Below are 24,481 nucleotides of genomic sequence, written 5' to 3'. Positions count from 1 at the left end.
GCGATACGAGCAGGCGTCGACACTCCTTCAACGGGAGGTGGCAACTCACTTGGACGCACTTCCGTGCGTCCCACCCGAGGGGACACCATGTCTCTGCTAGCGTGGCCTCGCCATCCAGTAGACCGGATGGCAGCCGGGCAGCCACCTAGGAAGTTCGGCACCGAAGCGACCAGCCGTCGGGCGATGAAGGTTGACGGGCAAGCAGCCCTTCTCCCATGCAACCCGCTTCCATCGGCACTCACCGCAATCTGAGGGGCGCTGCAGTGCCAGCTGACGCGGGTGCGCGGTAGCCAAGTAGCATCTCGCCCAGAAGTAAGCAGGTACACAACTCACATGCCTCGCGAACTCGCTCCCGAGCAGACACAGGGGCTCGTCCCCTCCCCTTCAAGCGAAGCGCCTTCCGCTTCCGCAACGTTCCGATCCGAGCCGATGGCCTCACCGGCCCTCACAATCCCCTCGCACGTCGCCGAGGAAGTGGGGGAATTGGTCAACGAACTTCCGGAGCCCCTGAAAACCGCTGTCCTTGCCGCCCTCAACACGCCCGACGGCGTGAAAATCACCATGGGCAACGCAAAGGGCGGAGTGATGAAGACGACCATGTCCGTCTACATCGCACTGATCCTGGCGCTCACCGGAGAGCCTGTTCTCCTGGTAGACGCCGATGACACCAACAAAACGTGCCTCAAGTGGCAGGCAGCTGCGGGCGAAGACTGGCCGCCTCTCGTGACTGTCGTTGGCTACACGGGCTCGGCCATGGCCAAGCAGGTAACCGACCTCATGGCGAGGGGATTCAAGCACCTCATCATCGACGTCGGGCCCACCGACAAGGGCGTGCTCAAGACTGCCTGGATGCTGACCAAGCGCGGGATCGTACCCACGCAGCAGCACGTCGGCGACGTGGTTCAGCTGACCACGACGTTCGATCTCCTGGAGGAAATGGGGGAGCGCATCGACCTGTCGGTCATGCTCGCGAAGTCGTTCCCCAAGCGCAGCAGCTACGCCAACGCCCGTGAGTACATCCAAGGCCTGATCAACGGCGAGAGCGCCGATCACCCGGATGGCCTACCTTCGGTCGGGCTCCTGGAAGGGACCGTCCCCCTCCTCGAAGGGATCGCGGACACCTGGGGGTCCATTCCGGACGACTTCGGCTACTTCAGCTCTGTGCTCGCGGAAGTCCTCGGCGTACCCGCCTCGGTCATCACGGAGCGCGAAGCTGCATGGCTTCACGACGCGGTGGAGGCCCAGTAATGGCCGAACCCAAGGGCAAGGGAAAGACACCCGCCCCGCGGAAGCGGGCTACCAAGGCCAGCGCTGCCTTCGGGAGGCTCAACCAGCTGTCAGCGTCTGGCGCGCTCTCAAAGATCAACAACGAGGGACCACAGCCAGCAGCAGCCTCTACTGCGCTGAACTCCGATGGTGCTCCGAAGACTGACGAGACACCCGCTGCTGGGATCACGGCAGAAGCCGCCCCTGCCTCGACGCCCACGGTCGCAGTCGAGCCAGCCGCACCCCCTGCGCCGCAGCGTACGGAGAAGCCTGCAGCTGCGGCTGAGTCCTTGGCGCAGCCGACCGCATCTCGAGCCTCCTCAGTCAGCACCATGCCCGACGCCTCTGCCCCCAGCTCGAGCGTCGGGCACAACGACACCAGCGTCGATCCCGAATCGCCTGCGGAAGCAGTCCCCATCCCCCCGCAGGAACGTGATCATGTTGCGCAGAGGGCTGGAGCCCCCGCGATGGGCACCACCCCTGAGCTTCCGAGCACCCTGATTCGCGGCCTCTCAGACCCTGCGCCGGGCCTTTCAGCGCCCACTGGGGAGGTGGCGGTTCGCCGGACGGCTAGGCCCGCCTTCCCCGCGTCCAGCGGCTATGCCGAGAACAAGATGCTCGATGCCCTTCCGCCGCAGCTTGAGCAGAAGGTTCAGGGCCTGCCGGTGGCCTACTACGAGCTGGCCAAGAGCTACCGCCTGGCCCAGGCCACTCGAACGGGCAAGAAAAACGCGAAGCGCAACATCCGCCTCCACGATGAAGTCGCCACCGCGGTGAATCGCCAGATGGTCAGCGACAAGAGGATGCTCGGGCTCAGGAACCTCAAGCCGAGTCATTACGTCGATGCTGCCATCACCCTGGTGCGAGAGGTGCCTGTCGCCGACCTCATCAAGGCCGCGGACGACTTCCGCGACCAGCACCTGGGAGAGGAGGGAGGTTCTGCCTCGGCGAACCACTACAGCATCAGCACGAAGAACGACGAGTGGCTCGACGACATGATGGACGAACTCCTCCTGGCGAACACGACAGGTCTCCACGGCCACATGATCAACGTGATCGTGCAGTCGTTCCTCGCGCAGCTGCAGGCTGAGGCGCCGGCCTGATCTGAGTCAGTCTGTGAAGGGGTGCGAGCCGAGCTGGCTCGCACCCCTTCTCCTTAACCATAGGTTCACATAACCACAAGCTGGGACACGTAGCGGGACACGTAGCGGGACACAGGGACACGCGACACTCTCGGACGCAGAAGAGTCGCCGCCCCAGTTAGGCAAGCCTCTTCGCGGACGCACCGCAGGCTTCGCTGAGTGCCGTATCTACCGCCAAACTGCACGACCCTCGTACACTTCAAATGCCCTGACACTTCCTTCAGTTCTCTCGGACTCCCGTCCTGATCTTCACTCTTTCGTATGCAGAAGGCCGCCCTACCTGCACTGTTGTCGGCATCTGACGCGGATTACTTCCCTGCCGGCGGGCCGCGACGTTACGCTTGCGACACGCGAGCCTTCCTGAGTTTGCATCAAAAGTGCGCGAGGGTCGTATGATTCGCAGCACGGCACGATAGTCTCGTGCTCACCACAGTTCTGTTCGGAAGGAGTTCCAGTGCCGCCTCGCAGGTCAGTCGTGCGACGAAACGGAACGGTGTCCCAGCGCACCGTGTCCGAGTGGTCGGGTGTCGGGGCGGGAACTCTCAAGAATCTGGCGCGAATCGGGCTCCTGCCGGAGGCTGACCAGCTTCGTCCTCACGACGTTGTGCTGGCGCAGGTTGCGGCAGCGCTCGGCGCCACGAGGTCGACGAACAGGGAAACACAGCAGGGCGAGCGCACCACCGCAGCGTTCCAACGTGACTGGGACGCTGTCCGGATAGTGATGGAACTGCTGGTCGCAGCATCCCAGCCCGGGGGCAAGGACAAGATCTATCCCCGAACGCGGCTCGTGGCCTTCCCCGAGTCCGTCGCCCTGGCCCACCAGGACTACCAGCTGCTGCAGCTCAGCGAAGAGGCCCTCGCGAGGGACCTGCCGTACCACGTTCTGCCCATCGGAGCCTGGCACGTCAAGTTGCAGCAACGGCTGGCGGACGAGTTCGACGAAGGAGCCGCCAAGGACGCCGCATAAAGAGAACGGCACCCACTGACCTGCCGCAAACAGGGTGGGTGCCGAACCGAAAAGGCTAAGTAGCCTCTCTCACCACCTTCGAGGTTACCAGCCTCTAGCCGAGTCGTCTCCGCTGACAGGAGCCTCGGCTAGACGTGTCTCCCCTGTCATGCCCATCGAAACTGGTAACCATGATCAACTTCAGGTGCGCCGTGCCGACGAGGAGGGGGCCCGCGACCCCTTCCTCCAGCAGGCCGTTCCGTGACCTGTCTCAGTGCTTGCGGCTCGGCCGCAGGGCACGTGACTCATCCGTTAGCCGGCAAGTTGCTTGTCTTGTCGAGGGCCTCCAGGGCCTAGGACAACACCACTCGGTCCTCAGGTTGTCGCTCTCTAGCGAACTTTCCTGGCACGCCCAAGTGCGCGTCCATCACGCCCGTCACAGCAACGCTGGCCCAACGCCTATGCCGCCGCACCGCCCGCCCAACACACGGAGGTGATGTCTTCCCCAACTGAATAGGTCGTGTCTGGCTGCGAGATCAGCAAGCCAGACGGCGATGGACGTTTCCCTCTTTCCCCTCGACGGGAGCAGATCATAGCTGCCAGCCAAGGGGCTGGTCTTCTCTTGCCCGCGAACAGCGCGTCCCCCTCATCAGAAGACCTGGCCCGACGAACCAGTGTCCACGCCTCCACGGCGTGCTCATCCACCGCCCTCCTCGACCAGTTGAGGCGGCATCGCAGCTTCAGGGTGTTCTTGCGGGTGCTGCTGTCCTCTCCCATGCCCGCAACGGAATGGCGCCCATCACGCACCGGTCTCTATCCCCAGGGCCGATCTTGCAGGCTGACCGGAACGCGAAGAGCCCGGGACTACCGATCCCGGGCCGTTCGCACTGCGCGAGAAAAGAGGGGGTCGGTCACCAGATAGCCACCTGATTACCAGCGTCACCGGGTCTGCCACTCGTGCTTGCCCTAGCCAGATCGGACCGCGGTGACGGTGCCCCTTTCCCTCCTCGATTATGGAGCAGGTCATCGCTGTCCGTACGAGGGCTGGCTCAGTCATGCCAAAAACGGCTGATCGGGCGGCTCGTTCCAAGCGTTCTGGTACGTCTCCGCGTCACCGTGGGTGGCGGGGACGAGTGATTGAAGAAGCCGGGCCGACCCCGGAGACGGGCCCAGGTGATCCGCTGGACCTGGGCCGTGGCATGCGCACGAGGTTGCAGGCGGCGCTGGATGCGCTGCTGAGCGACCGTACTGTGCATGGGCGGCAAGATGCCGAGCGGCTGGCCACGGTGGTGCTACTGGCCAAGGCCCCGGTGGGTTCCTCAACGCTGCTGCTGCGGGCGGGGGAGATGGCCCGGTGGCTGGGCTTCTCCGAGTCATACGTCGACCACCGGGTACTGCCGGCGCTGCGTGCGTCAGGGGCGGTCGAGACCTCGGTGAAGAAGAACTCCGAGGGATACGTCAGCGGGCTGGAGTGGGAGTTGCTCCCGCTGACGACGGCGCTCGACGGCCGGGAAAGCCCGCTGGTACTGAACAAGTCGGAGGCGGCGACGCTTCTGCGGTTGTGCGAGCGCCTGTTCGGTCCAGGATGGGCACCGGTGGACAAGCCAGCAACGCCAGCCGGGCTGCTGGGCGGACGGCGGGGGAGAGGAGCTGCGACAGCGCGACTGGCACTGCTTCATCTGGCGTTGCAAGCCCGGGCTGACGGGAGCGTTCGCCTGGTGGGCGGCGCTGTCAAGCAAGGCCACCGGCGAGCCGCTGCGACGGTGGGGCGGCTGCTCGGCTGCCCGGTCGAGGATGCCGAACAGGTGCTGAACGACCTAGTTGCCAAGGGCCTGGTCGAGGTGCACGCGTCGTCGCCGGGGTCGAGCGCGGGTGAACGGCTGGTGATCCCTGCGGTCGCGTCCGCCCATAGGCGGGCGCGAGGCCCGGAGTTGTCGCTGGTTGGCAGCGGACCGGGGGAGGGCGTTCATGAGGGGACCTCGGATACTTCCAGCTGTGCGGCATGTGGTGCCGCCGGAGGAGCATCGTCCGATGCCCCTCAGACCGTGCTAAAGGGTGATGGCTGGGTCCAGGAGGGCTTCGACGTCATCGATGAGAGCTTTTCTCGGGGTGCGGTTGGTGCACTCAGGGATCAGGACCCGCTCGCAGCGAGTCAAACCCACGCCGATACGCCCCCTGACCAGGGCAAACGTGCTCCGCTGGAGAGGGAACGCGAAGCGGCCGCCAGTGCACTACACCACGCCCCCCACGCTCCGGTGGTTGAGATAAGTGGTTCTCTCTCGCTCTCTCGTGGTTTTTCCGGCGAAGCCGATCGCAACTGCGGTGGTCTGCCGAAGCGCGCGAACACGGGCGAGAACCAGCCGGGCCCAGACACGGTCATCAAGGAAACGGACCGCGGGGGCCAAGGTGGCCCGCTTCGCGGGGAACAGCAGGAAGAAGTCCGCGGTGAGCTGGGCGTGCCGGCGACACAGGAGCGGGCATCGGTGGCTGGGCCTGCGGTGTTCGTCCGGCCTGCGTCGCTGCCAACGGGACTGGAGGCGGTGCTAGCCCCGGTGCGCAGCGTCTGGGAGCGGATCGCCCGGATGAGTACGCGGCGGCATGTCGCCGCGGCGGTCCGGGTCCAGCTCAGTGCTCTGCGGGGCATCGTGGGGTCCGAGCACGCCGAGGAAATCCTGGCCGAGAGGCTGGAGCGACGGCTCGAGCAGCAGATGGGTCGGCCGGTCAGCGATCCGGTGGGCTGGCTCCTGGGCCGCGGTCTGCCGCAGCGGCAGTGGTGCTGGTCGCAGATGTGCGACGAGGGCCGACGGATGGACACCGGTGGCGAGTGTCCCAGCTGCCAGGTCCTGGCCGGGGACAGCCGGGCGCTGCGCACCCGGATCACGGCCCAGGTCGAGCAGGAGATGCCCGGTGCGGCTGCGCAGGTGGTGAGGGCGGAGGTCGAAAAACGGCTGAATGGGGCGGTGATGTCCGAGGCCGCTGCGCAGGCGGTGCGTCGGGGGAGGCAGTTGACCGAGCGGCAGGCCCGGGAGCGGATGATCGCCCAGCGTCGGGCGGAGTTCGCCGAGGCTGAGGAAGCCCGTCGCGCGGCGCCGTGTGCCGCCTGCGGGATGCCGGATGCCGCCGGGCTGTGTCCGGTGTGCATCTGGCTCCAGGCGGCCGAACGAGCCCTGGCCGAGGCGGTGGATCTGGCTGTCATGGCCCGCGTCGACCTCACGGACCCGGCTGTCGTCGCCGAGGCGACCGCACGCTGCGCGGCCGACACCCAGGCCCTGCTGGAGCAGCAGCTCGACCTGCTGCGTGCCGAGGGCGCCGAGGAGGTGGCCCTGGGCTTCGCGACCCGCGAGATCGCCGAGAAGATCCGCGACCAGCGGCGGGAGAGCCTGCACGGCAGGCTGATGCGTTCCACCGAGGCCCAGGCGGAGGCCGACAGGACGTACGGGACCGAGCTCCGGGCCCATCGGCATCCCGGCCGGGCACTGGCGGAAGCGGCGGCCGAGCGGGCGGCGGACGAGGCCCTGCTACGCGCGGTGGATGTCCTGCACGCCGAGCGTGTCCGGCAGTTGCAGACCGTCCGCGGTGAGCGGCCGGCAGGTCCAGCGTCCACCGACTGGCAGAGCCGGTTCGCCCACCTCGTTGCTCAGGAACTCGCCGAGGAGGGCACGACCGAGGTTGGCGTGCCGATGGCGGAGGCGGTGAACGCCGTATGAACCCGCTGGCCATCCCACCGACTTCGGCACGGGTGGCTCGGCCCGGTCCGCCTGGGCCCGCTGTACGGCACCGGGGCGTGGTGTCCTCCGGTTCGACCGGGGGAGAAGCCGTGACCGCGACGACGAGGACCCGGGCATCGAGTCCGGTGCTGCCGGTGTGGCAGCGGCGCCCCATCAGCGGGCGGTCGCTGCTGCAGCTGGAGAGCGATACCGAGGGCCGCTACGCGGGGCGGGACTATGCGACATCCCGCGGGTTCGTCCTGGCTTTCATCTCCCGTTGCCACAGGTCAGCCCGGCAGACGGGAGCGACGAAGACCCCTTCGAGGAGGGCAGCCGGAATACGCCGGAAACGTGCCGTAGGCCGTCTGAGGTGATGGGGACCTGTCCCCGAGTGGTGAACACCTCTGATACCGGCCCCGGCAGGGGCCGGGCAGGAGGCATCTTTTATGGTGATGAAGGTCTACTCGCCCGGGTTCAAGGCGGACGCGGTCGCGCTGTACCTGTCGGACCCGAGCCACACCTTCGAGGGCATCGGCAAGGATCTGGGGATCAGCCGGGAGACGCTGCGCAACTGGGTGCGGGCCGAGCGGGCCCACCGCAGTGAAAGCGGCACGACGAACGGCAACACGAAGGACATCCCGGTGAGCGAGGCCACGAAGCAGGAGCTGGAGGCCGAGATCGCGGCTCTGCGCGCGGAGCTGAAAGCGGTGCGCAAGGAGAACCAGAAGCTCGCGGTCGAGCGGGACATCCTGCGCAAGGCGACGAAGTTTTTCGCCGCCGAGATGAACTGGTGAACCGCTGCCGTTTCATCGAGGACCACCACCGCGCCTTCGGCGTGAAGCGGTTGTGCCAGGTGCTGGAGGTGGCCCGCTCCAGCTTCTACAAGTGGGTGTGTCACGAACGCCGAAGGGAGCTCGATGTAGGTAGAGCTTCGTGAGGCGGTGCTGCGTGGAAGATGAAGGTTCTGGCCCTTCGGAGTCGCCCTGCGGGGGGAGGCTCCAAACCGCCACATGCTGCGGCGGCTGAATGCCGTCCGTGGTGAGCGATGTGGAAAAGGCGACTGTCGAGGCGTCAGGTGGGGATCGGGAAGGCGAGCGCAAGCGAATCGCTGCTGACGTGTCGAAATAGAAACAGACGACATCGAAACCGGGGTGTCCACTTGATCCCGGGATGAGCCTGGCGGGAGCCCGTCGACTGGCCAGGCGGTGTCCGGCATGGAGGCGACGCGAGCCCGGTCTGCGGGTTCCACGCGGAACGTGAGAAGGCGCGATCCGACACCGTCCGCCCTGTGGGCGGCGAGAGGGAGTGTCTCCTGCGGCTGTCCGCAGGGGGCCTGAGTACCGTCGCGGGTCGTGCTGGCGGACCGGTTCGTAGTAGCTGTGAAGCCCCTGTAATGGGGGTGGAGCGAAGGGGCCGGGTCGTTCGTGGCCGTTTGTTCGATCAACCGGAAGTGCTCCGGGAGGAGTCGCGTGGACGTGCTGAAAGCATCAGGCAAGCCGTTCGAGATCTCGAAGCGGGCTGTCTGGGAGGCGTGGGAGAAAGTCAGGGCGAACAAGGGCGCAGCCGGGGTGGACGGTGTGTCGATCGAGGAGTTCGAGAAGGATCTGCGGGGCAACCTGTACAAGATCTGGAACCGGATGTCCTCGGGGACGTACTTCCCTCCTGCGGTCCGCGCGGTGGAGATCGCGAAGTCGCACGGCGGGGGCACGAGAATTTTAGGCGTGCCCACCGTCGCCGACCGGGTCGCTCAGACGGTGGTGGCCGGGGTGCTGGAGGCGAGGGTCGAGCCGATCTTCCATCCGGATTCCTACGGCTACCGGCCGAAGCGGTCCGCGCTGGACGCGGTCGGGACCTGCCGGACACGGTGCTGGAGCAACGACTGGGTGATCGATCTGGACATCCGGAAGTTCTTCGACTCCGTGCCGTGGGATCTGATCGTCAAGGCGGTCGAGGCGAACACTGACTTGCCGTGGGTGGTGCTGTATGTCAAGCGGTGGCTGGCTGCACCGTTGGCACTGCCCGACGGGACATTGCAGGGGCGCGACCGCGGGACCCCACAGGGATCAGCGGTATCGCCCGTGCTCGCCAATCTGTTCCTCCACTACGCGTTCGACGTCTGGATGGCCCGGGAGTTCCCTGGCGTCGAGTTCGAACGCTACGTGGACGACGCAGTGGTCCACTGCGTCAGCGAGTCGCGGGCGCGCACCGTGCTGGCGGCGATCAAGGAACGGATGCGCGAGGTCGGGCTGGAGCTGCACCCGGACAAGACCCGGATCGTCTACTGCAAGGACGGGAAGCGGCGCGGCTCGCATGAGCACACGGCGTTCACGTTCCTGGGGTTCACGTTCCGGGCGCGCGGGGCGCGGACGAAGACCGGGCAGATGTTCCTCGGTTTCAACCCGGCGGTCAGCAAGGAAGCTCTGAAGATGATGAGTGCACGGGTGCGGTCCTGGCGACTGCACCAGCGTACGGACCTTTCCGAAGCGGACCTCGCACGACGGATCAACCCGGTAGTGCGTGGTTGGTTGAACTACTACGGTGCCTTCTATCGGTCGGCGCTGTATCCCCTCCTGACCCGCATCAACGCCTACGTGATGCGGTGGTCGCGCAACAAGTACAAACGGCTGCGGAACCGGAAGAAGGCCCAAGCCGCGTGGGATCGGGCTGTGAGGCTGCGGCCTCGGTTCTTCGCGCACTGGATCTGGGTCAACACGGTTCCGGCTGTCTGGTGACCAGGACGACAAGAGCCCGGTGAACCGAGAGGTTCACGCCGGGATCTGTGGGAGCCCCGGGGTGAGATTCCCCGGGGCCACCCGACCGCCGCCGGCCGCGCGGCCCGCGCCGCGCGCGAGCGGGCCGACGCCGCGCTCGCCGAGCGGATCCGGGCCGTGCACGCCGAGTGGGACGGCACCTACGGTCGCCCGCGGATCACCGCCGAGCTGCGCGACGACGGCGAGCGCGTGAACCACAAGCGCGTCGGGCGGGTGATGCGGAAGTACGGCATCGCCGGGCTGCGGCTGCGCAGGCGCCAGATCACCACCGTGCCCGAACCGTCCGCCACCCCGGTGCCGGACCTGCTGCGGCGCGACTTCACCGCGAGTGAGCCGAACCTCAAGTACGTCGGCGACATCACCTACCTGCCGGTGGGCGACGGTGAGTTCCTGTATCCGGCGACGGTGCTCGACTGCTCCTCGCGTCGTCTGGTGGGCTGGTCGATCGCCGACCACATGCGCACCGAGCTGGTCACCGACGCGCTCCGGGCAGCTGCTGCGACTCGCGGCAGCCTGGCCGGCGCCGTCTTCCACAGCGATCATGGGGCGCAGTACAAGTCTCGTGAATTCGCCGCAGTCTGCGCCGAGTTGGGAGTGACCCAGTCCATGGGCGCGGTGGGCACGAGCGCGGACAATGCCCTCGCCGAGTCGTTCAACGCGGCCCTCAAGCGCGAGACGCTCAAGGGCGCCCGCCGCTTCGACGACGCCCTCGACTGCCGCCTGGCCGTCTTCCGCTGGATCACCCGCTACAACACCCGCCGACGGCACTCGGCCAACGGACAACAGGCCCCGATCGTCTACGAGCAGCAGTCAGCTACCCTGACACTTGCCGCATAACGACATGAATGGTGTCCACTCTCAGGGGACAAGGCCCGCCGGCCCTCATCGAGGCCCTGACCGGGCAGTTCGAAGACCACCACGCCCGGCTGCTGCGGGTGATGCTGTCCACCGTCGACCACCTGACCGCGCAGATCGACGAACTCGGCCGGCTGATCGCCCGGACGCTGGAGGAGATCACCACCCCGCCAGGCAGCACAGGCACCGGGGACGAGGCCGCTGCGGTCAGTGCGCGGACTCTGGCCGCGAAGCTGGATGCCGTCCCCGGGATCGGGCCGGCCACCGCGCAGATCATCCTCGCCGAGATCGGCGCGGACATGAGCCGCTTCCCCACCCCTGGGCACCTGGTGTCCTGGGCCAAGTTGTGCCCCCGCACGATCCAGTCCGGAGCGAAGAACACCTCGGGGCCGGCCGGGCAGGGAAACCCTCCCCCAGCCTTCGGCCGGGGGGACCCCCAGGCTCAAGGGCGTTCTCGGTAAGGCCGCCAACGCTGCCGCCCGCACCGACACCTTCCTCGGCGCCCGCTACCGGCGCATCGTCAAACGCCGCGGCCATGCCAAAGCTCTGGTCGCCGTCGCCCGCTCGATACTCGTCATCGCCTGGCACCTGATCAACGACCCGGACGCCTCCTACCAGGAGTTCGGTGCCGACTGGCACCGCCGTCACCTCGACCCCGCCCGCAAAACCCGCGACCTCGTCCGCCAACTCCAGGCCCTCGGCCACCAAGTCGCGCTCAGCCCGGCATCAGCCTGACCGTCCCGTCTCACCGTCATCCGGTCCGCAAGCGGCCCGGATGCTGCCGCCTGCCCTCCCGCACATCGATTTTCCGATCAGCATCAAGGGCCACCAGGGAGCCGGCGGCACGGTGCGCGTGCCTTACCGCGGCCGCTGGGAGTGGCTGTCCGCAGGTCAGCGAGCCGCTAATGTCTCCCCTGCGGGGATCCGCGCGCTCGGCGAGCAGTCCATGGCCACCCTGAAGGTCTGGTGGCTGCTGCGCAAGCTGCGGTGCAGCACCACCCGCATCGCCGCCCTCGTCCAGGCCGTTCTCACCCTCCACCTCAACGCCTCAAAATGAGGTTGGAAACAGCTCCGTGTCCGCGATGGCTGGAAACGTCCAGCTCGTCGAGCCGGATCCTCTGCGACCGGGACGGCACCCCATCCCGCGCGACTGGATCGTCGGCGGGGGTGTCTCCCGGCCAGGCTGTCCTGACGCGGAAACGAGAGTGTACAGGGGTGCTCCGGGCCGCGACAGAGCGATTAATGCCGAAAGCGATAAAGGCGTTCCGGTGCCGCGCGATGCCCCCCTTGTCCACCCCCTATTGAGGGGAAACTCAAAAGGCCCCGGAGGTCCGGGAGCGTCCTTGCAGGTCAGCGCGTCGCGGCGACAAGAATTCCAAGAGTTTCCCCTCAATAGGGGGGGGCACCCCTATTCTGCGGCGGGGGCGCACTCTGCTTCCTGCCGTCGCTGTACTTCCGCCGGAAGTTTTCGTTAGGGTTGGTATTGTGACTGATGCCGTAAGGGTCGAAGACCTGGTGAAGAAATATCCGAATGGTCCGGTACCCGCAGTGGACGGCCTGAGTTTTTCCGTGTCGCACGGAGAGGTCTTCGGTCTGCTCGGGCCCAATGGTGCCGGCAAGACGACGACCGTGGGAATCCTGACCACGCGGGTGCTCCCCACTTCGGGACGCGCCCTGGTCGATTCGGTGGACGTGGTGACGGAGTCCGCCCGGGCGCGCAGGGCGCTGGCCGTGGTGCCGCAGCGCAACAACTTGGACCGGTCTTTGACTGTCCGTCAGAACCTGTTGTTCCACGCGGCCTATCACGGGGCCCGCTCTGCGGAGCGGAAGCGGACGGCGGACCTCCTCCTGGAGCGGATGGGGCTGAAGGACTTCGCCGACGCCCGTGTCGACTTCTTGTCCGGCGGTCAGGCGCAGCGGGTGATGATTGCCCGGGCGCTGATGCACCGGCCCTCTGTGCTGTTCCTCGACGAGCCGGCGACGGGACTGGATCCGCAGGCACGGCTGTTCGTGCACGAACGGATAGCCGAACTCCGCAGCGAGGGGGTGACCGTGGTGCTCACCACGCACGACATGGACGAGGCCGAGAAGCTGTGCGACCGCGTTGGCATCGTCGACCACGGCAAGCTCATCGCCCTCGACACCCCCGCCGCGCTGACCCGCACCCTCCCTGGCAGTACCACCCTGACCGTCACGCTTCGTCTTTCCGACGGCACCATCGCCGAGGACGTCACGCTCACGCTGGCGGGTGCTGACGGGGTGGAGCGGGTGGAGCGCCTTCCGGCGGACCCCTCGGGCGCGGAGGAGCAGTTCCGGCTCTATACGGCCCTTGCCCCAACCGCTGTGCTGCCGGGCGTCATCAAGGTGCTCGAGGGCGTCAGCTGCGAGGTGAGCGACATCGCCATCGGCAGACCGAGCCTCGAGGACGTGTTCATCCATTTCACCGGTCGGGAGCTCCGTTGACCAGCATGCTTGAAACGCCGAGCCGCCAGGGCGGCGACGACGTGGCGCGTGGGCCCGGTTCCGCGCGGGTCTTCATGGCCGTCTTCTGGCGCGACCTGTCCGTCACGGGCCGCGAACTTCCCTCGTTCCTTGCACAGGTGGTTCTCCAGCCGCTCTTCACGCTCTTCATCCTGGGCAAGGTCCTGGGTGACCTCGGTTACGTGGGCGATGAGTTCGAGCGGGTACTGCTGCCGGGCGTGGTGGCCCTGGCCGCGTTCATCGGAGCCTTGCAGAACACTGCGCTTCCGCTGGTGCTGGACTTCTCCTACACCAGGGAGATCGAGGACCGGCTCCTGGCACCGATGCGTCTGGAACTGGTCGCGGTCGAGAAGATGCTCTTCGGCGCCGCGCGTGGTGTGCTGTCGGCCGTGCTGATGATCCCGATCGGCATGCTCATCCTGGGCGGGGTGGACTGGCCGCTGAGCGCTGTGCCAGGGATCGCCGGAGTGATCCTGCTGGGGTCCCTGGTGGGTGCGGCGATAGGAATGACTCTGGGCACCTTCGTCCCGCCGCATCGGATCGAGATCATGTTCGCGGTGACGCTCACTCCGTTGATGTTCACCGGTGCCACGCAGTTCCCCTGGCTCGGTCTCGAAGCGATTCGGTGGTTCCAGGTAGTTTGTGCGGTCAACCCGCTGACATACTTCAGCGAAGCACTGCGCGCGTTGCTGCTGGTGGACGGCAGCGTTGAGTCGCTTCCGCTGTGGATCTCTCTTCTGGTCCTGGGCGCGGCACTCATCGGCTTCGGTCTCGTCGGCGTCAAGGGCTTCATGAAACGCGCGCTCGACTGACCGGTCGAGTGGAGTGCGGTGGCGGGCGGCACCAGTGACCCAGGGGTCTGGTCACTTCTCGTGCATGTGTGCCGTCATGCGCGGGTCGGTCTCCTACCGGCTCCGCGCATGACGTTGCTCGTCTTTTCCGGCACGGTCGGCTGCTTCGGGTTGTGCTGTCGGCGCGCGTACCGTGTCGCGCTGCTGCTTCGCAGTCGCCGCGGCCGTCCGTGGTGCTGCCGTCCCGCTCCGTGTCACCGATGGCGGCGTGTGCCGCGGTGGGTGCTGCTCCTTGGCCGTGTCACGCCGGACGAGGGCGAGGAGCGCGGTGCCGGGGCCGCACGGCCCCGGCACCGGCGTTGGGTTCTGTGCGCTGTCGTTCTCTTGTCACCGCGGGCCCGGCCGGCGACAACCGCGCCGGCGGTGACACGGCAGTCGGCGGCGCGGGCCCGCGGATCGGCCCGGCAGTCACCGGGTGAGCCCGCAGACCGCTCCATGCCGTCCGGTCTCTTCTCCGCGGTCCGGGGGCTCTGACCCCGGATCCTGGACACGGGTTGCGAGGCTGGTGCCAGCGTGGTTGATGTAGCTCCGGACGCTGTCCTGTAAGGCAATTGGCTGCGTTTGCAGCACCGGACGTGAAGTTCGCAGCGATGCTGCCGCACCTGGACGAGCGGCAGTGCCTCCCCTGTCCGGCCTCCGAAGCCGATGCACTCGGATATGGCGGGATAGTGGTGTCCGCGTACTCGTCCGAGTGCACCACCGAGTACGAAGTCGTGTGCACCACTGCTCAGGCCACGTCGGTGTCCCGTTCGATGGCCTTGAAGCGGTTCTTGAGCCGGTAGCTGTTGCCGTTGATCGGAACGATCTCGCAGTGGTGCAGGAGGCGGTCGAGGATTACGGTGGCCAGGACCTCGTCGCCGAAGACCTGGCCCCACTCGCCGAAGGTCTTGTTCGAGGTCAGGATGATGGAGCCCTTCTCGTAACGCTTGGAGATGACCTGGAAGACCAGGTTCGCCTCGGCCCGCTCCAACGGCTGACAGCCCACCTCGTCGACTACGAGAACGGCGGGTCGGAGATAGCTGGTGAGCTTGCTGATCAGCCGGCCCTGGTCCTCGGCGGCCTTGAGGTGGCGGACCATGTCGTCGAGGCTGGTGAAGTAGATCGAGTGGCCGGCCCGGCAGGGCACGACCGCGAGGGCGACGGCGATATGTGTCTTGCCGACCTCGGGTGGCCCGAGCAGAGCGACGTTGGCCTTGTCCTCGACGAAGGACAGGGTGGCCAGGTCTTTGACCTTGCGCGGGTCGAGTTCGGGCTGGAAGGAGAAGTCGTAGTCTTCCAGCGTCTTGTGGTGCGGCAGTTTCGACAGCCGCAGGCCGTTGCGGAAGCGGCGGTCGTCTCGGACGGCAAGTTCCTCGGACAGCACCAGGTCGAGCAGATCGAGGTAGCCCATCTTGGCCTCGTCCGCCCGCTGCACGTATTGGTTCAGGGCCTTGGCCAGGTGCGGCAGGCCGAGCTTGGCGGCGGTGGTGCGGATGCGGATCCAAGACCACCGTCAGTCGCCTCCCTGCCACTCCGAACCGACAGCAGCAGACTCACGGACTGCACCCGTCACCGCACCGAAAACGGTGCACCTTCATCTGTACGAGGTGGCGCACGTTCGCTTGTACGCCGACAACTGGCGGTGGCCAGGCTGGCGGAGGTGTCGGAGTCGACCATCATGCGAGGACGCGACGAGCTCGCGGACGGTGTGCCAGTGCTGGAACGGGTGCGCCGCCCCGGCGGCGAACGCAAGTCGGCCGCCAGGACGTGTCCCTGGCCTGGTGCCGGCACTTGAGGCCCTGACCGGACCGTGGGAGGTCGGCGACCCGTTCTCCCCACTGCGCTGGACCACCGCCTCGCTGCGGGGCCTGGCAAGGGAACTGGCCGCGGCAGGGCATCCGATCAGCGTCCTGGCCGTGGGCAAGCTGCTGCGCTCGATGGGCTTCAGCCTCCGGGGCACGGCCAAGACCCGTGCCGGGAGCCACGTGTCCGACCGCGATGCCCGGTTCCGGCACCTCAACGCCACGGTCGAGCGGTTCCCGGCGCAGGGCCTGCCGGTGGTGAGCGTGGACGCGAGGAAGGGGCCGATCGGGGACTTCGCCAGGGCGGGCCGCCCCTACCGCCCCAAGGGGGTGCCGATCACGGCTCCGGACCATGACTTCGTGGACCCCGACACATCGTCCGCCGGATCCTGGCCTAGGCTGAGCGCGAGAAGAGGAAGAGCATCAACCGGCGCGGATACAAACCCGGTTCCGGCTTCCTCGACGGCCGCCCCCGCGTCCTGGCCGCTGTCCTGAGCCGCCGCAACACCGTCACACTCACCCTGACGGACCGACTGCTCGGCAGAGACCGCAACACCCTGAGCTACCACGCCCACCAGACCACGCCTTTGCCGGCCTTCGCCACCCCCGACATCGCCGCAGCCCTCGCCCAGCCCCGGCGGACCCGCCCACTCCGCACGATCGAGGTCTTTCAGAGCGCGATCGCCGACTACGAAAGCAACATCTGGTGGCGCTGTGCCGCCGCCTCGGTGTGGTGACCCCCGAGGACCCGTACCCCGTGCGGGACGCCGGAGGCGATCCGGTCCTGATCGCGCCCCTGTTCGTCGGCTACGACTACAGCTGGCGGCCGGCCGGCGCCCGGACCAGGGACGAGGCGCTGGCCGTGGCGGAGGAGCGGGGCGTCGTCTGCACCGACGAGTTCTTCCTCCACCCCGACCCGCACGCGCGCCGCGACGACTGGTGCCGGGCCCGCGCCACGTCGACGAAGCGGCGGCTCGACGCGGAGCGCGACGGGCTGCCCACCGTGCTGGTCAACCACTATCCGCTGGTGAGGGAGCCGACCAGGATCCTCCGGCACCCCGAGTTCGCCCTGTGGTGCGGCACCGACCTGACCGCCGACTGGCACATGCGCTACGAGGCCCGCACCATCGTCTACGGCCACCTCCACATCCCCCGGACCACCTGGCACGACGGCGTGCGGTTCGAGGAGGTGTCGGTCGGCTACCCGCGTGAATGGCGACGCCGCTCCGGCCCGCCCGCCCGGCTCCGCCCGGTGCTGCCCGCACCGGTCGCCCAGCCCTCCTGACAACACCCGGGCCGGGCGGCTCCACCGGCCGCCTTGATGCCGCGCCCACCGCCCGGGAGACCCTCCGCCGGGCCGCGCCCCGGCCAGGGCCCCGACCGCCGTTGTCGCGCGACGCGAACAGATGAAAGACTTGGCAAAGACCGGACGGGGAAGACCGGCAGAAGGGCCGACGCGGCAACGGCGCGTGACGCGCTGCCGTGCGCCGACCGGTGAACAGGCTGACCAACGGGGACACCGCGCGACGAGGCATCCGGTCTCGGAGCCGCGGGTGGAGAGGCTGACGCGCACAGTGCTCGTGCAACGCGAGGAACAACTGGCCGGACTGCGGGGGATGTACCGCGCCTGCCGGGAACAGGGACGGGGCCAAGTGGCCCTTCTGAGCGGGCCCGTGGGCAGTGGCAAGACCGAGGTGCTGGAGGTCTTCGGCGAGTGGGCGGCCATGGTGGGCGGGCAGGTGCTGCGCGCCGCCGGATCCCGCGCCGAGCGCGACATTCCCCTGGGCGTGATCTGGCAGCTCCTGCACAGCGCCCCGCTGGAACCCGAGGCCCTCGCCCAGGCCGACGAACTCATCGGCACCGCCTTCGACCGCCTCACCCGGACCGCAGGGGTCGTCGAGCAACTGCCCCCGGGTGACGACCTCTGGGGACGGGCCCTGCACGCCGTGTTCACCTCGCTGACCAGCCTGGGGGACGAGGTCCCCGTGGCCGTCGCCGTGGACGACCTCCACCACGTGGACGCGGCCTCGCTCCACTGCCTGCTGTACGTGGTCCGGCGGTTCCGTCGGGCACCCGTCATGATCGTGCTGGCCGAGACCACCACGCTGCGCCCGGCCCATCCCCTGTTAAGGGCGGAGCTGTTCAGCCAGCCCTTCTTCCGGCGCTACACCCTGCCGCTGCTCACCGCCGACGCCGTCGCCCGACTCGTCCCGCGCGGCGCCGACTGCCGGGGCGGAACCTCGGCGCGCGAGACGGCCAACGGCCTCCTCGGCGCCACCGGCGGCAATCCGCTCCTGCTGCGCGCCCTCCTGGACGAAAGCGCCGGTGGTACGGGACGGGACAGCACGTACGGGCCGGTGCCCGGCGACGCCTTCGACCAGGCGGTGCTGCGCTGCCTGTACCGGCATGAGCCCGTCGTCCGTCAGGTGGCGCGCGCCGTGGCCGTACTCGACCGGAGGGCGTCCGCCGAACTGATCGGCCGCCTCCTCGGCATCCCGCCGGACTTCACCGCACAGGCGATGCGGCTGCTGCGCGGCGCCGGCCTCACCGAGGCGGGACGCTTCCGCCATCCGCGGATCCTGGACCTGATCGTCTCCGACATGACGGCCGAGGAGCGGCAGCGACTGCACCGACTGGCCGGAGAGACGCTCGACGAACGGGGCGCGGCGGCCGGCGAGGTCGCCCGGCACCGCCGTGCCGCCGCCTGGACCGATGCCCTGTGGAGGGCGCCCACGCCGTCGGAGGCCGCCGACGAGCCGGTGTCCCACGACCGGTCCGGCCCGGCCCCGGAGCCGCCCCGCCACACCGGGCGGCCGCCGGGGGACAGTAACGGGGACGGCGACGTGCTCAGCGAGGCGGAGTGGCGCGTCGCCGAGCTGGCCGCCCTGGGGCACACCAACCGGCAGATCTCCCGCCGGCTGTTCATCACCGTGAGCACGGTCGAACAGCATCTGACCAGGGTGTACCGGAAGCTCGACGTCAAGCGGCGGACCGACCTGGCCGAGCGGCTGAACGTCTGCCGCGGCCGCCCGCGGGAGCCGGCCCGGGAGCATGCCCCGGGCCCGCTCGCCCCACCGCCCCGGATCAGCGGGCCGCCACCGGGAACTCCGCCATCCCGCGGATGATGAACGAGCTGCCGCGCCGTATCCGGCCCGCCCGGCGCAGCCCCGGCATCCGGGTGGCCAGCGCCCGGAACGCGATCTCCGCCTCCAGCTTCGCCAGGTTGGCGCCCATGCAGTAGTGGATGCCCGCGGAGAACGCCAGGGTGTCGGCGCCGACGCTGCGCGTGATGTCGAAGGTGTTCGGGTCGGGGAAGACCTTCGGGTCGCGGTTGGCCCCACCGACCATGATCGCCAGCTCGCCGTCGACGGGCAGCGTGCAGCCGGCCAGCTCAAGCCGCTCGTGCACGATGCGCCGGTACTGCTGGACCGGCGGGTCGAAGCGCAGGGTCTCCTCGGCCACTCCGGCCGCGAGCTCGGGCCGCTCGACCAGGAGCCGCCACTGCTCGGGGTGGGACAGCAGCGCGAGGACACCGTTGCCGATCAGGTTGACGGTGGTCTCACTGCCCGCCAGCGGCACGAAGGTCACCATCGGCACCAGCTCCGCCATGGTCATGGTGCCCTCGTCGACCAGCCCCAGCAGGCGCGTGATCATGTCGTCCCGCGGATCGGCCTTGCGCTGCGCGATGACGTCGACGAGAAGGTCCGTGATCTCCCGGATCGCCGTCTCGGTGCTCTGCGTCTGCTCGTAGGTGACCACACCCTCCAGCAGGGGCGTCATCCGGCGGCTGATGCGGTGGAAGTCGTCACGATGGCCGTCCGGGATCCCGACGAGGTCGGCGATCAGCGCGACGGGCAGCCGTTGCGCGAAGGCCGTCATCAGGTCGAACGGACCGGCCTCGGCGAGGATCTCGTCGATCAGCCGGTCGCAGATCTCCTCGATACGGGTCCGCCAGCCCTCGGCCATGCGCGGGTTGAGGGTGGGTGTCGCGATACGGCGCAGCCTCGTGTGGTCGGGCGGATCGGCGCCGAGCATCGAGTTGTCGAAGCCGATGAACTCCGGGAGCCGCTCCCCGCTCGCCTTCCGGACCCCGAAGCGCCGGTCCCGCAGGATCTGGTTGGCGAGCGCGTGGTCCGCCGTCACCCAGGCGCCGATGGAGCTCTGGTGGAGAGGACCCCGGGCCCGGATCTCCTCGAAGTGGGGATACGGACTCTCCGGCACGCTCAGCACCTTGGCGTACGGGTCGCCCCGCTCGGCCTGGACGCGGATGAAGTCATGGAAGAAGGCGAGCTGCGCCCGCAGCTGTCGTTCGCTCGGCCGCATCGGTGCCCGCTCCTAATCCCGTCCTGCCATGGCGTCCCGCTTCGAGAACGTAATGACGGCCGCCCCCTACCGGACACCCCTAACTCCGACCCGGTCGTCCGCCGTCCCCCCCCACCCCGTCGGCAGGCCCCGTCGGCCGGCCGGCATCCGGCCGGCCGACGGGGCCGTGACGGGGGACGGGGGAGGGGTCAGGGAGGGTTGCCCGCGCAGGAGAGCAGGCTGGTCGGCAGATCCGAGCGGTTGTTGATCCGCAACTTGCGGTAGACCCGGGTCAGATGCTGCTCGACGGTGCTCACCGTGACGAACAGCTTCCTGGAGATCTCCCGGTTGGTGCACCCCTGCGCCGCGAGCGAGGCGACCCGGCGCTCGGCGTCGCTGAGGTCCACGATAGCCGGATCGTCCGCCGGCGAGACCTCTCCCTCGGAGACGTCCGCCGGGCCCGTCTCCGAGGGGGGACCCTGCCGCTGCCCCGGCAGGACCACCAGCATCTGGCCGTCGAACTGCTCCGCCCGGCGGCCGATCACCCGGGCGTGGGAGTACTCGCCGAGGGCGTGCTGGGCGTGGCTGAGCGCCGCCAGGGTCTCGGCCAGCTCCAACCGGTCCCCGGAGGCCTGCAGCAGATCGACCGCCTCCCGCAGGATCGGGGGCCGGCTGCGCAGCTCGCTGGAGGCGGCGAGCACCCGCAGCGTGATGCCCCGGGTGCGGGCGTTCTGGGTGCCCAGCCGCGCCGTCTGGTCGGCGGCCAGGGTGCCCGCGGACAGCCCGCCCGCCAGCCGGGCCGCGGCGAGGTCGGTGCGCCACGGCACCAGTCCCGGAAGATCCGAGCCCCAGCGGCACATCAGGTCGCCGCAGGCCTCGAACTCCTCCATCGCGGCCTCGTGTCTGCCGCAGGCGAGGTAGTAGTGGCCGCGGGCACGCCGGTAGTGCAGTCCGACGGTGGTCTGGAACATGGCGTCCGGCACCGCCATGTTCAGATGGCTGAGGGCCTGTTCGTTCTCGCCCGCCCGGGTGGCGGTCATGATCAGGACGGACAGCGGAATGCCGATCAGAATGCCCAGACCCCTGGGCGGAATCTGCCGCAGACACGTGCGGGCACAACGCTCCGCCGCGGCCAGGTCGCCCTGACGGTAACTCACCATCGCCCGCAGCCCGTAGAGCACGGCCCGCCAGGCGGGCGCCGACCGCCGTCGTGCCTCGTCGAGCAGACGGTCGCACCAGGACGCCGCCGCGTCCAGACAGTCCGCGAAAACCAGCGTCTCGAGGGCGATCATGATGGGGTAGAGGGTGTGGTCCTCCAGGCGGCAGCTGTGCAGCAGCGCCTTGGCGTCGGCCACGACGGTGTCGGTGTACCCGGACGCGTACACGGTGTGGACGATGCCCGCCGCCAGGGACTTGGGCTCGGCCGCGGTGACGGACCGCGCCGACGAGGCGGCCGGCGGCTCCTTCACCGGCTCGACCACTCCCGGGTACCAGTAGGCCAGCGCCATGCGGGCGTTGTACAGCGGAACCGAGGGGCCGCCGGGGCTCCCCGATCCGGCCGACGCCTCGACCCGGGTCAGCACCGCCTCCGCCTCGACGGGCCGGCCGTACCACTCCAGCGGGGCGACCAGCCTCAGCGCGTCCTCGGAGGGAAGCTGCCCGGACCGGAAGGCGTTCAGAAGCCTGTCCACATGGTGCTCCGCGAAGACGGGGTCGAGCCGCCACTTCGCACGCGCCAGCAGAGCGTCGATGCCCACGCGTGAACAGGGTTCGGCCTTCACGCGGGTGGCCAGCCGCAGGCAGTCGAGGGCCAGGCCGCTGTCGTCCTGCGCCAGCGCCTGCTCGGCCGCCTTCAGCAGTACCGGCACCGACCCGGGCGGCGTGGGCCGGCGTGCGGCCACCCAGTGCCGCGCCACACGCACCGGCGCGGCGCCGGCCCGGTCCAGCAGTCCGGCGAGCCGGGCGTGCAGCGCGACGCGCTCCCGCGGCTCCATCAGCTCCAGCACCACGTCGCGGGAACGCCGGTGACGCAGACGGCCGTCGGCGATCAGACCCGCCTCCGTGGCGGCCTCCACGGCCCACTCGGTGGCCGACGTCGTCCAGTCCAGGAGTTCGGCCAGGAAGGCGATGGGCACCGCCTCGTCCAGCGCGGCGACGGCGCGCACCACCGGCAGCAGGCTCGGGTCGCTGCGCATCAGGCAGTTCAGCACCGCCTGCCCGAAGACGTGCCCGGAGGCAGGGAGCGACGTCTCGGGGTGACCGGCCTGCCGGCGCACCTGCGCAGCCCGCAGCTCCTCGACGAGCGCCATGAGCAGCAGCGGGCTGCCGCCGGTCGCCTCGTACAGGCTCGCCGGGGTGTTGTCCCGGAGGTCGACGGCCTCGGCCCGCAGTACCGCGGCGACGCCCACCGGGGACAGCATGTTGAGGCGGATGAGCTGGCGGTGCGGCTGGCTGAGCAGCTCGGCCCAGATCATCGGCCGCGCCGGCCGGACGGTGGTGTTGTCGTTGAGCACGACGAGGACGGGCGCGTGGTCGATACGGCGCACCAGATAGCGCAGACACTCCAGGGAGTCCGCGTCCACGAAGTGGGCGTCGTCGACCCCGATCAGCAGCGGCGCCCGTTGGGCCGCGGCCAGGATGATGCCGGTCAGGCCGTGCAGGACCGCCACGTCGACCTGGGCCCGCGACTCGTCGTCGCTGTCCTGCAGCATCGAGGTGAGCGCGCCGGCCTCCAGCAGCCGCTGGGCGCGGGCAGCCTCCTCGCCCCGCAGGTCCAGGCCGGCGAAGATCTGGGTCATCGCCCCCATCGGATTGGTCTGCTCGGCCTGGGACCCGGTTGCGCCCACGTGGGCGACCCCGGCGACGGCCGCCTCGCGCACCAGACTGCGCAGGAGTTCGGTCTTGCCGACCCCTACCGGGCCGCGGATGACCACCGACCCTCCGGTGCCGCGGACGCAAGCGGCGAGAGACGCGCGCAGTACCGCGAGTTCGGCGTCCCATTCGACACGGACCATGGACACTCTCCCCGTGAGCTCACCTGTGGCCACCGGTCTTTCCTCCGCACCCCACGCATAGTGGTGGTGGCCCGCGCAATCACCGCGGCTCGATGCCGCGGTCCGCAGGGTGCGAGGTATGGAGTGCTGTGAAACGCGCCCACTTCGATACGTTCGGAACGTATCGGGAACGCGCCCTTTTCTGATGGTTCCCGCAAGGTGAAACCGCGGTAAATCCGGAATTTCACCGGGAGGCAAATGCTTCTTCCCCGGCAGTTCCGGTCAGCACCGCCGTTTCCGGACAGCGTCGGCGGTTCCGGACGGGGCCGCCGCGCACCGTACGGCCATTGCCCTCGCGGCCGATTCCAGCCGAATCCGGCCGGCGGCCGCCGCCCGGCCGCAGGGCACGCGGCCGTCACCGCCCGGCCAGGGTCCGCTAGCGACCGGTTCGGGCCGGGTCCCCGGGAGGCGACAGGGACTGCAACTGGTCCAGCATGGTCTTCAGCAGGCGGGACTGATGCGCCGTGAGGAAGAAGTGGCCGCCGTCGAAGACGTGGAAGTCGAACGCGGCGCTGGTGTGGTCCTGCCAGGCCCGCGCCTCCTCGACCGTGACCTTCGGGTCGTCGTCGCCCACGAAGGCGGTGATCGGACAGCTCAGCGGGGCGCCGGGCACGTACCTGTAGGTCTCCGCCGCCCGGTAGTCGGAACGCGTGGCGGGCAGGATCATGCGCAGCATCTCCTCGTCGCCGAGGATGTTTCCGGCGGTGCCCTGCAGACGCTGCAGTTCCTTGATGAACTCCGGGTCGGAGGCCAGGTGGTTGCGCTCGTCCCGCGGCATGGACGGGGCTCGCCGCCCCGAGGCGAACAGCCAGGCCGGAACGATGCCCCGCTCCTGCTCCAGCATGCGCGCCAGTTCGAAGCCGACCGTCGCGCCCATGCTGTGCCCGAAGAGCGCGAGCGGCTTGTCGAGAACCCCGTCGAGTGCGCCGAGGATCGCCCGCGCGAGGGAGGGCAGATCGTCGATGTTCGGTTCCGAACGCCGGTCCTGACGGCCCGGGTACTGCACGGCCAGGACCTCGACGGCCGGCGAAAGGGCGCGGGAGACCGGGAAGTAGAAGCTGGCGGACCCTCCGGCGTGTGGCAGGCACAGCAGCCTGACGGCGCTGTCCGGTGCCGGATGGTACCGGCGGATCCACAAACCGGTGTCGTCCTGCGCAGTCGTCATTCCCGACCCCTTCGTGTGGCGTTCGTCATTCGCGCGCGCCGAGACTTTTGTGCCCGAGCGGCGCATTCGTGTGTGGGTTTTGAAGGATCGAAAGTGATTTTGCGGGGGTGTGATCCGGCCAGCAACCCCTACACCCGCCGCTTACCCCTAGAGCCAGAATA

General features: G+C 68.8%; 16 protein-coding genes and 4 pseudogenes. 16 read left to right on the top strand and 4 right to left on the bottom strand.

What is annotated here, in order from left to right:
- Positions 1–333: 333 nt before the first annotated feature.
- The 12 genes and pseudogenes from AC6F7H_RS00810 to AC6F7H_RS00755 all read left to right on the top strand — a co-directional run bounded on the left by AC6F7H_RS00810 (position 334) and on the right by AC6F7H_RS00755 (position 13,980).
- Entirely contained in the window at positions 334–1,248 is a 915-nt protein-coding gene (locus tag AC6F7H_RS00810) for an AAA family ATPase (protein WP_500754563.1), read from the top strand.
- A gap of 485 nt (positions 1,249–1,733) precedes the next feature.
- Positions 1,734–2,369 carry a hypothetical protein gene (locus AC6F7H_RS00805; RefSeq protein WP_500754562.1) on the top strand — a complete coding sequence of 212 codons (636 nt, stop codon included), beginning with the start codon at positions 1,734–1,736 and terminating at the stop codon, positions 2,367–2,369.
- 760 nt (positions 2,370–3,129) lie between these two features.
- The gene (locus AC6F7H_RS00800) at positions 3,130–3,375 is read left to right on the top strand and encodes a hypothetical protein (RefSeq protein ID WP_500754561.1); all 246 of its coding nucleotides are present in this window, start codon (positions 3,130–3,132) and stop codon (positions 3,373–3,375) included.
- A 1,112-nt stretch (positions 3,376–4,487) separates the two neighbouring features.
- Positions 4,488–7,061, top strand: a complete 2,574-nt coding sequence (locus AC6F7H_RS00795) for a hypothetical protein (RefSeq protein WP_500754560.1) — start codon at positions 4,488–4,490, stop codon at positions 7,059–7,061.
- Between the two features lie 446 nt (positions 7,062–7,507).
- A complete protein-coding gene (locus tag AC6F7H_RS00790) occupies positions 7,508–7,855 on the top strand; it encodes a transposase (protein ID WP_500754559.1) in 348 nt (115 codons plus the stop codon).
- Entirely contained in the window at positions 7,852–7,998 is a 147-nt protein-coding gene (locus AC6F7H_RS00785; protein WP_500754557.1) for a hypothetical protein, read from the top strand. Before AC6F7H_RS00790 ends, AC6F7H_RS00785 begins: the two co-directional genes overlap by 4 nt.
- 538 nt (positions 7,999–8,536) lie before the next feature.
- Entirely contained in the window at positions 8,537–9,793 is a 1,257-nt protein-coding gene (ltrA, locus tag AC6F7H_RS00780; RefSeq protein ID WP_500754556.1) for a group II intron reverse transcriptase/maturase, read from the top strand.
- A 102-nt stretch (positions 9,794–9,895) separates the two neighbouring features.
- Positions 9,896–10,669: pseudogene (locus tag AC6F7H_RS00775) on the top strand (IS3 family transposase); the annotation flags it as partial.
- An 8-nt stretch (positions 10,670–10,677) separates the two neighbouring features.
- Positions 10,678–11,148 (top strand): transposase, encoded by a 471-nt coding sequence (locus tag AC6F7H_RS00770; RefSeq protein WP_500754555.1) that lies wholly within the window; start codon positions 10,678–10,680, stop codon positions 11,146–11,148.
- Positions 11,149–11,507: 359 nt separating this feature from the next.
- Positions 11,508–11,744 (top strand): annotated as a pseudogene (locus AC6F7H_RS00765) (IS5/IS1182 family transposase); the annotation flags it as partial.
- A gap of 428 nt (positions 11,745–12,172) precedes the next feature.
- Complete coding sequence (locus AC6F7H_RS00760; protein ID WP_500754554.1) at positions 12,173–13,150, top strand: ABC transporter ATP-binding protein; 978 nt, start codon at positions 12,173–12,175, stop codon at positions 13,148–13,150.
- Between the two features lie 74 nt (positions 13,151–13,224).
- On the top strand, positions 13,225–13,980 hold the full coding sequence (locus AC6F7H_RS00755) for an ABC transporter permease (protein WP_500754553.1): 756 nt from the start codon (positions 13,225–13,227) through the stop codon (positions 13,978–13,980).
- Positions 13,981–14,746: 766 nt separating this feature from the next.
- Here the strand turns inward: AC6F7H_RS00755 and istB are convergent.
- Entirely contained in the window at positions 14,747–15,499 is a 753-nt protein-coding gene (gene istB / locus AC6F7H_RS00750) for an IS21-like element helper ATPase IstB (protein WP_500761601.1), read from the bottom strand.
- Between the two features lie 138 nt (positions 15,500–15,637).
- On the opposite strand from istB, the pseudogene AC6F7H_RS00745 reads away from it, so the two are divergent.
- The 4 genes and pseudogenes from AC6F7H_RS00745 to AC6F7H_RS00730 all read left to right on the top strand — a co-directional run.
- Positions 15,638–16,179 (top strand): annotated as a pseudogene (locus AC6F7H_RS00745) (ISAzo13-like element transposase-related protein); the annotation flags it as partial.
- A gap of 208 nt (positions 16,180–16,387) precedes the next feature.
- Positions 16,388–16,537 carry a hypothetical protein gene (locus AC6F7H_RS00740; protein ID WP_500754552.1) on the top strand — a complete coding sequence of 50 codons (150 nt, stop codon included), beginning with the start codon at positions 16,388–16,390 and terminating at the stop codon, positions 16,535–16,537.
- Positions 16,492–17,085, top strand: a pseudogene (locus AC6F7H_RS00735) (metallophosphoesterase); the annotation flags it as partial. The gene AC6F7H_RS00740 and the pseudogene AC6F7H_RS00735, both read left to right, overlap by 46 nt.
- A 268-nt stretch (positions 17,086–17,353) precedes the next feature.
- Entirely contained in the window at positions 17,354–18,925 is a 1,572-nt protein-coding gene (locus AC6F7H_RS00730) for a helix-turn-helix domain-containing protein (RefSeq protein ID WP_500754550.1), read from the top strand.
- Here AC6F7H_RS00730 and AC6F7H_RS00725 read toward each other — a convergent pair.
- The 3 genes from AC6F7H_RS00725 to AC6F7H_RS00715 form a co-directional block, all read right to left on the bottom strand.
- Positions 18,885–20,123: a cytochrome P450 gene (locus AC6F7H_RS00725; protein ID WP_331755234.1), complete on the bottom strand. Its 1,239-nt coding sequence runs from the start codon at positions 20,121–20,123 to the stop codon at positions 18,885–18,887. The two genes, AC6F7H_RS00730 and AC6F7H_RS00725, sit on opposite strands and share 41 nt — an antisense overlap.
- Before the next feature lie 188 nt (positions 20,124–20,311).
- The gene (locus tag AC6F7H_RS00720; RefSeq protein ID WP_500754549.1) at positions 20,312–23,116 is read right to left on the bottom strand and encodes a helix-turn-helix transcriptional regulator; all 2,805 of its coding nucleotides are present in this window, start codon (positions 23,114–23,116) and stop codon (positions 20,312–20,314) included.
- Positions 23,117–23,531: 415 nt separating this feature from the next.
- A complete protein-coding gene (locus AC6F7H_RS00715; RefSeq protein WP_323183773.1) occupies positions 23,532–24,320 on the bottom strand; it encodes a thioesterase II family protein in 789 nt (262 codons plus the stop codon).
- Positions 24,321–24,481 lie beyond the last annotated feature (161 nt).

The sequence above is a fragment of the Streptomyces sp. MMS24-W38 genome, assembly GCF_059889265.1.
Note: the sequence above shows the minus strand (reverse complement) of the source record. Positions and strands in the feature narration are given on the sequence as shown.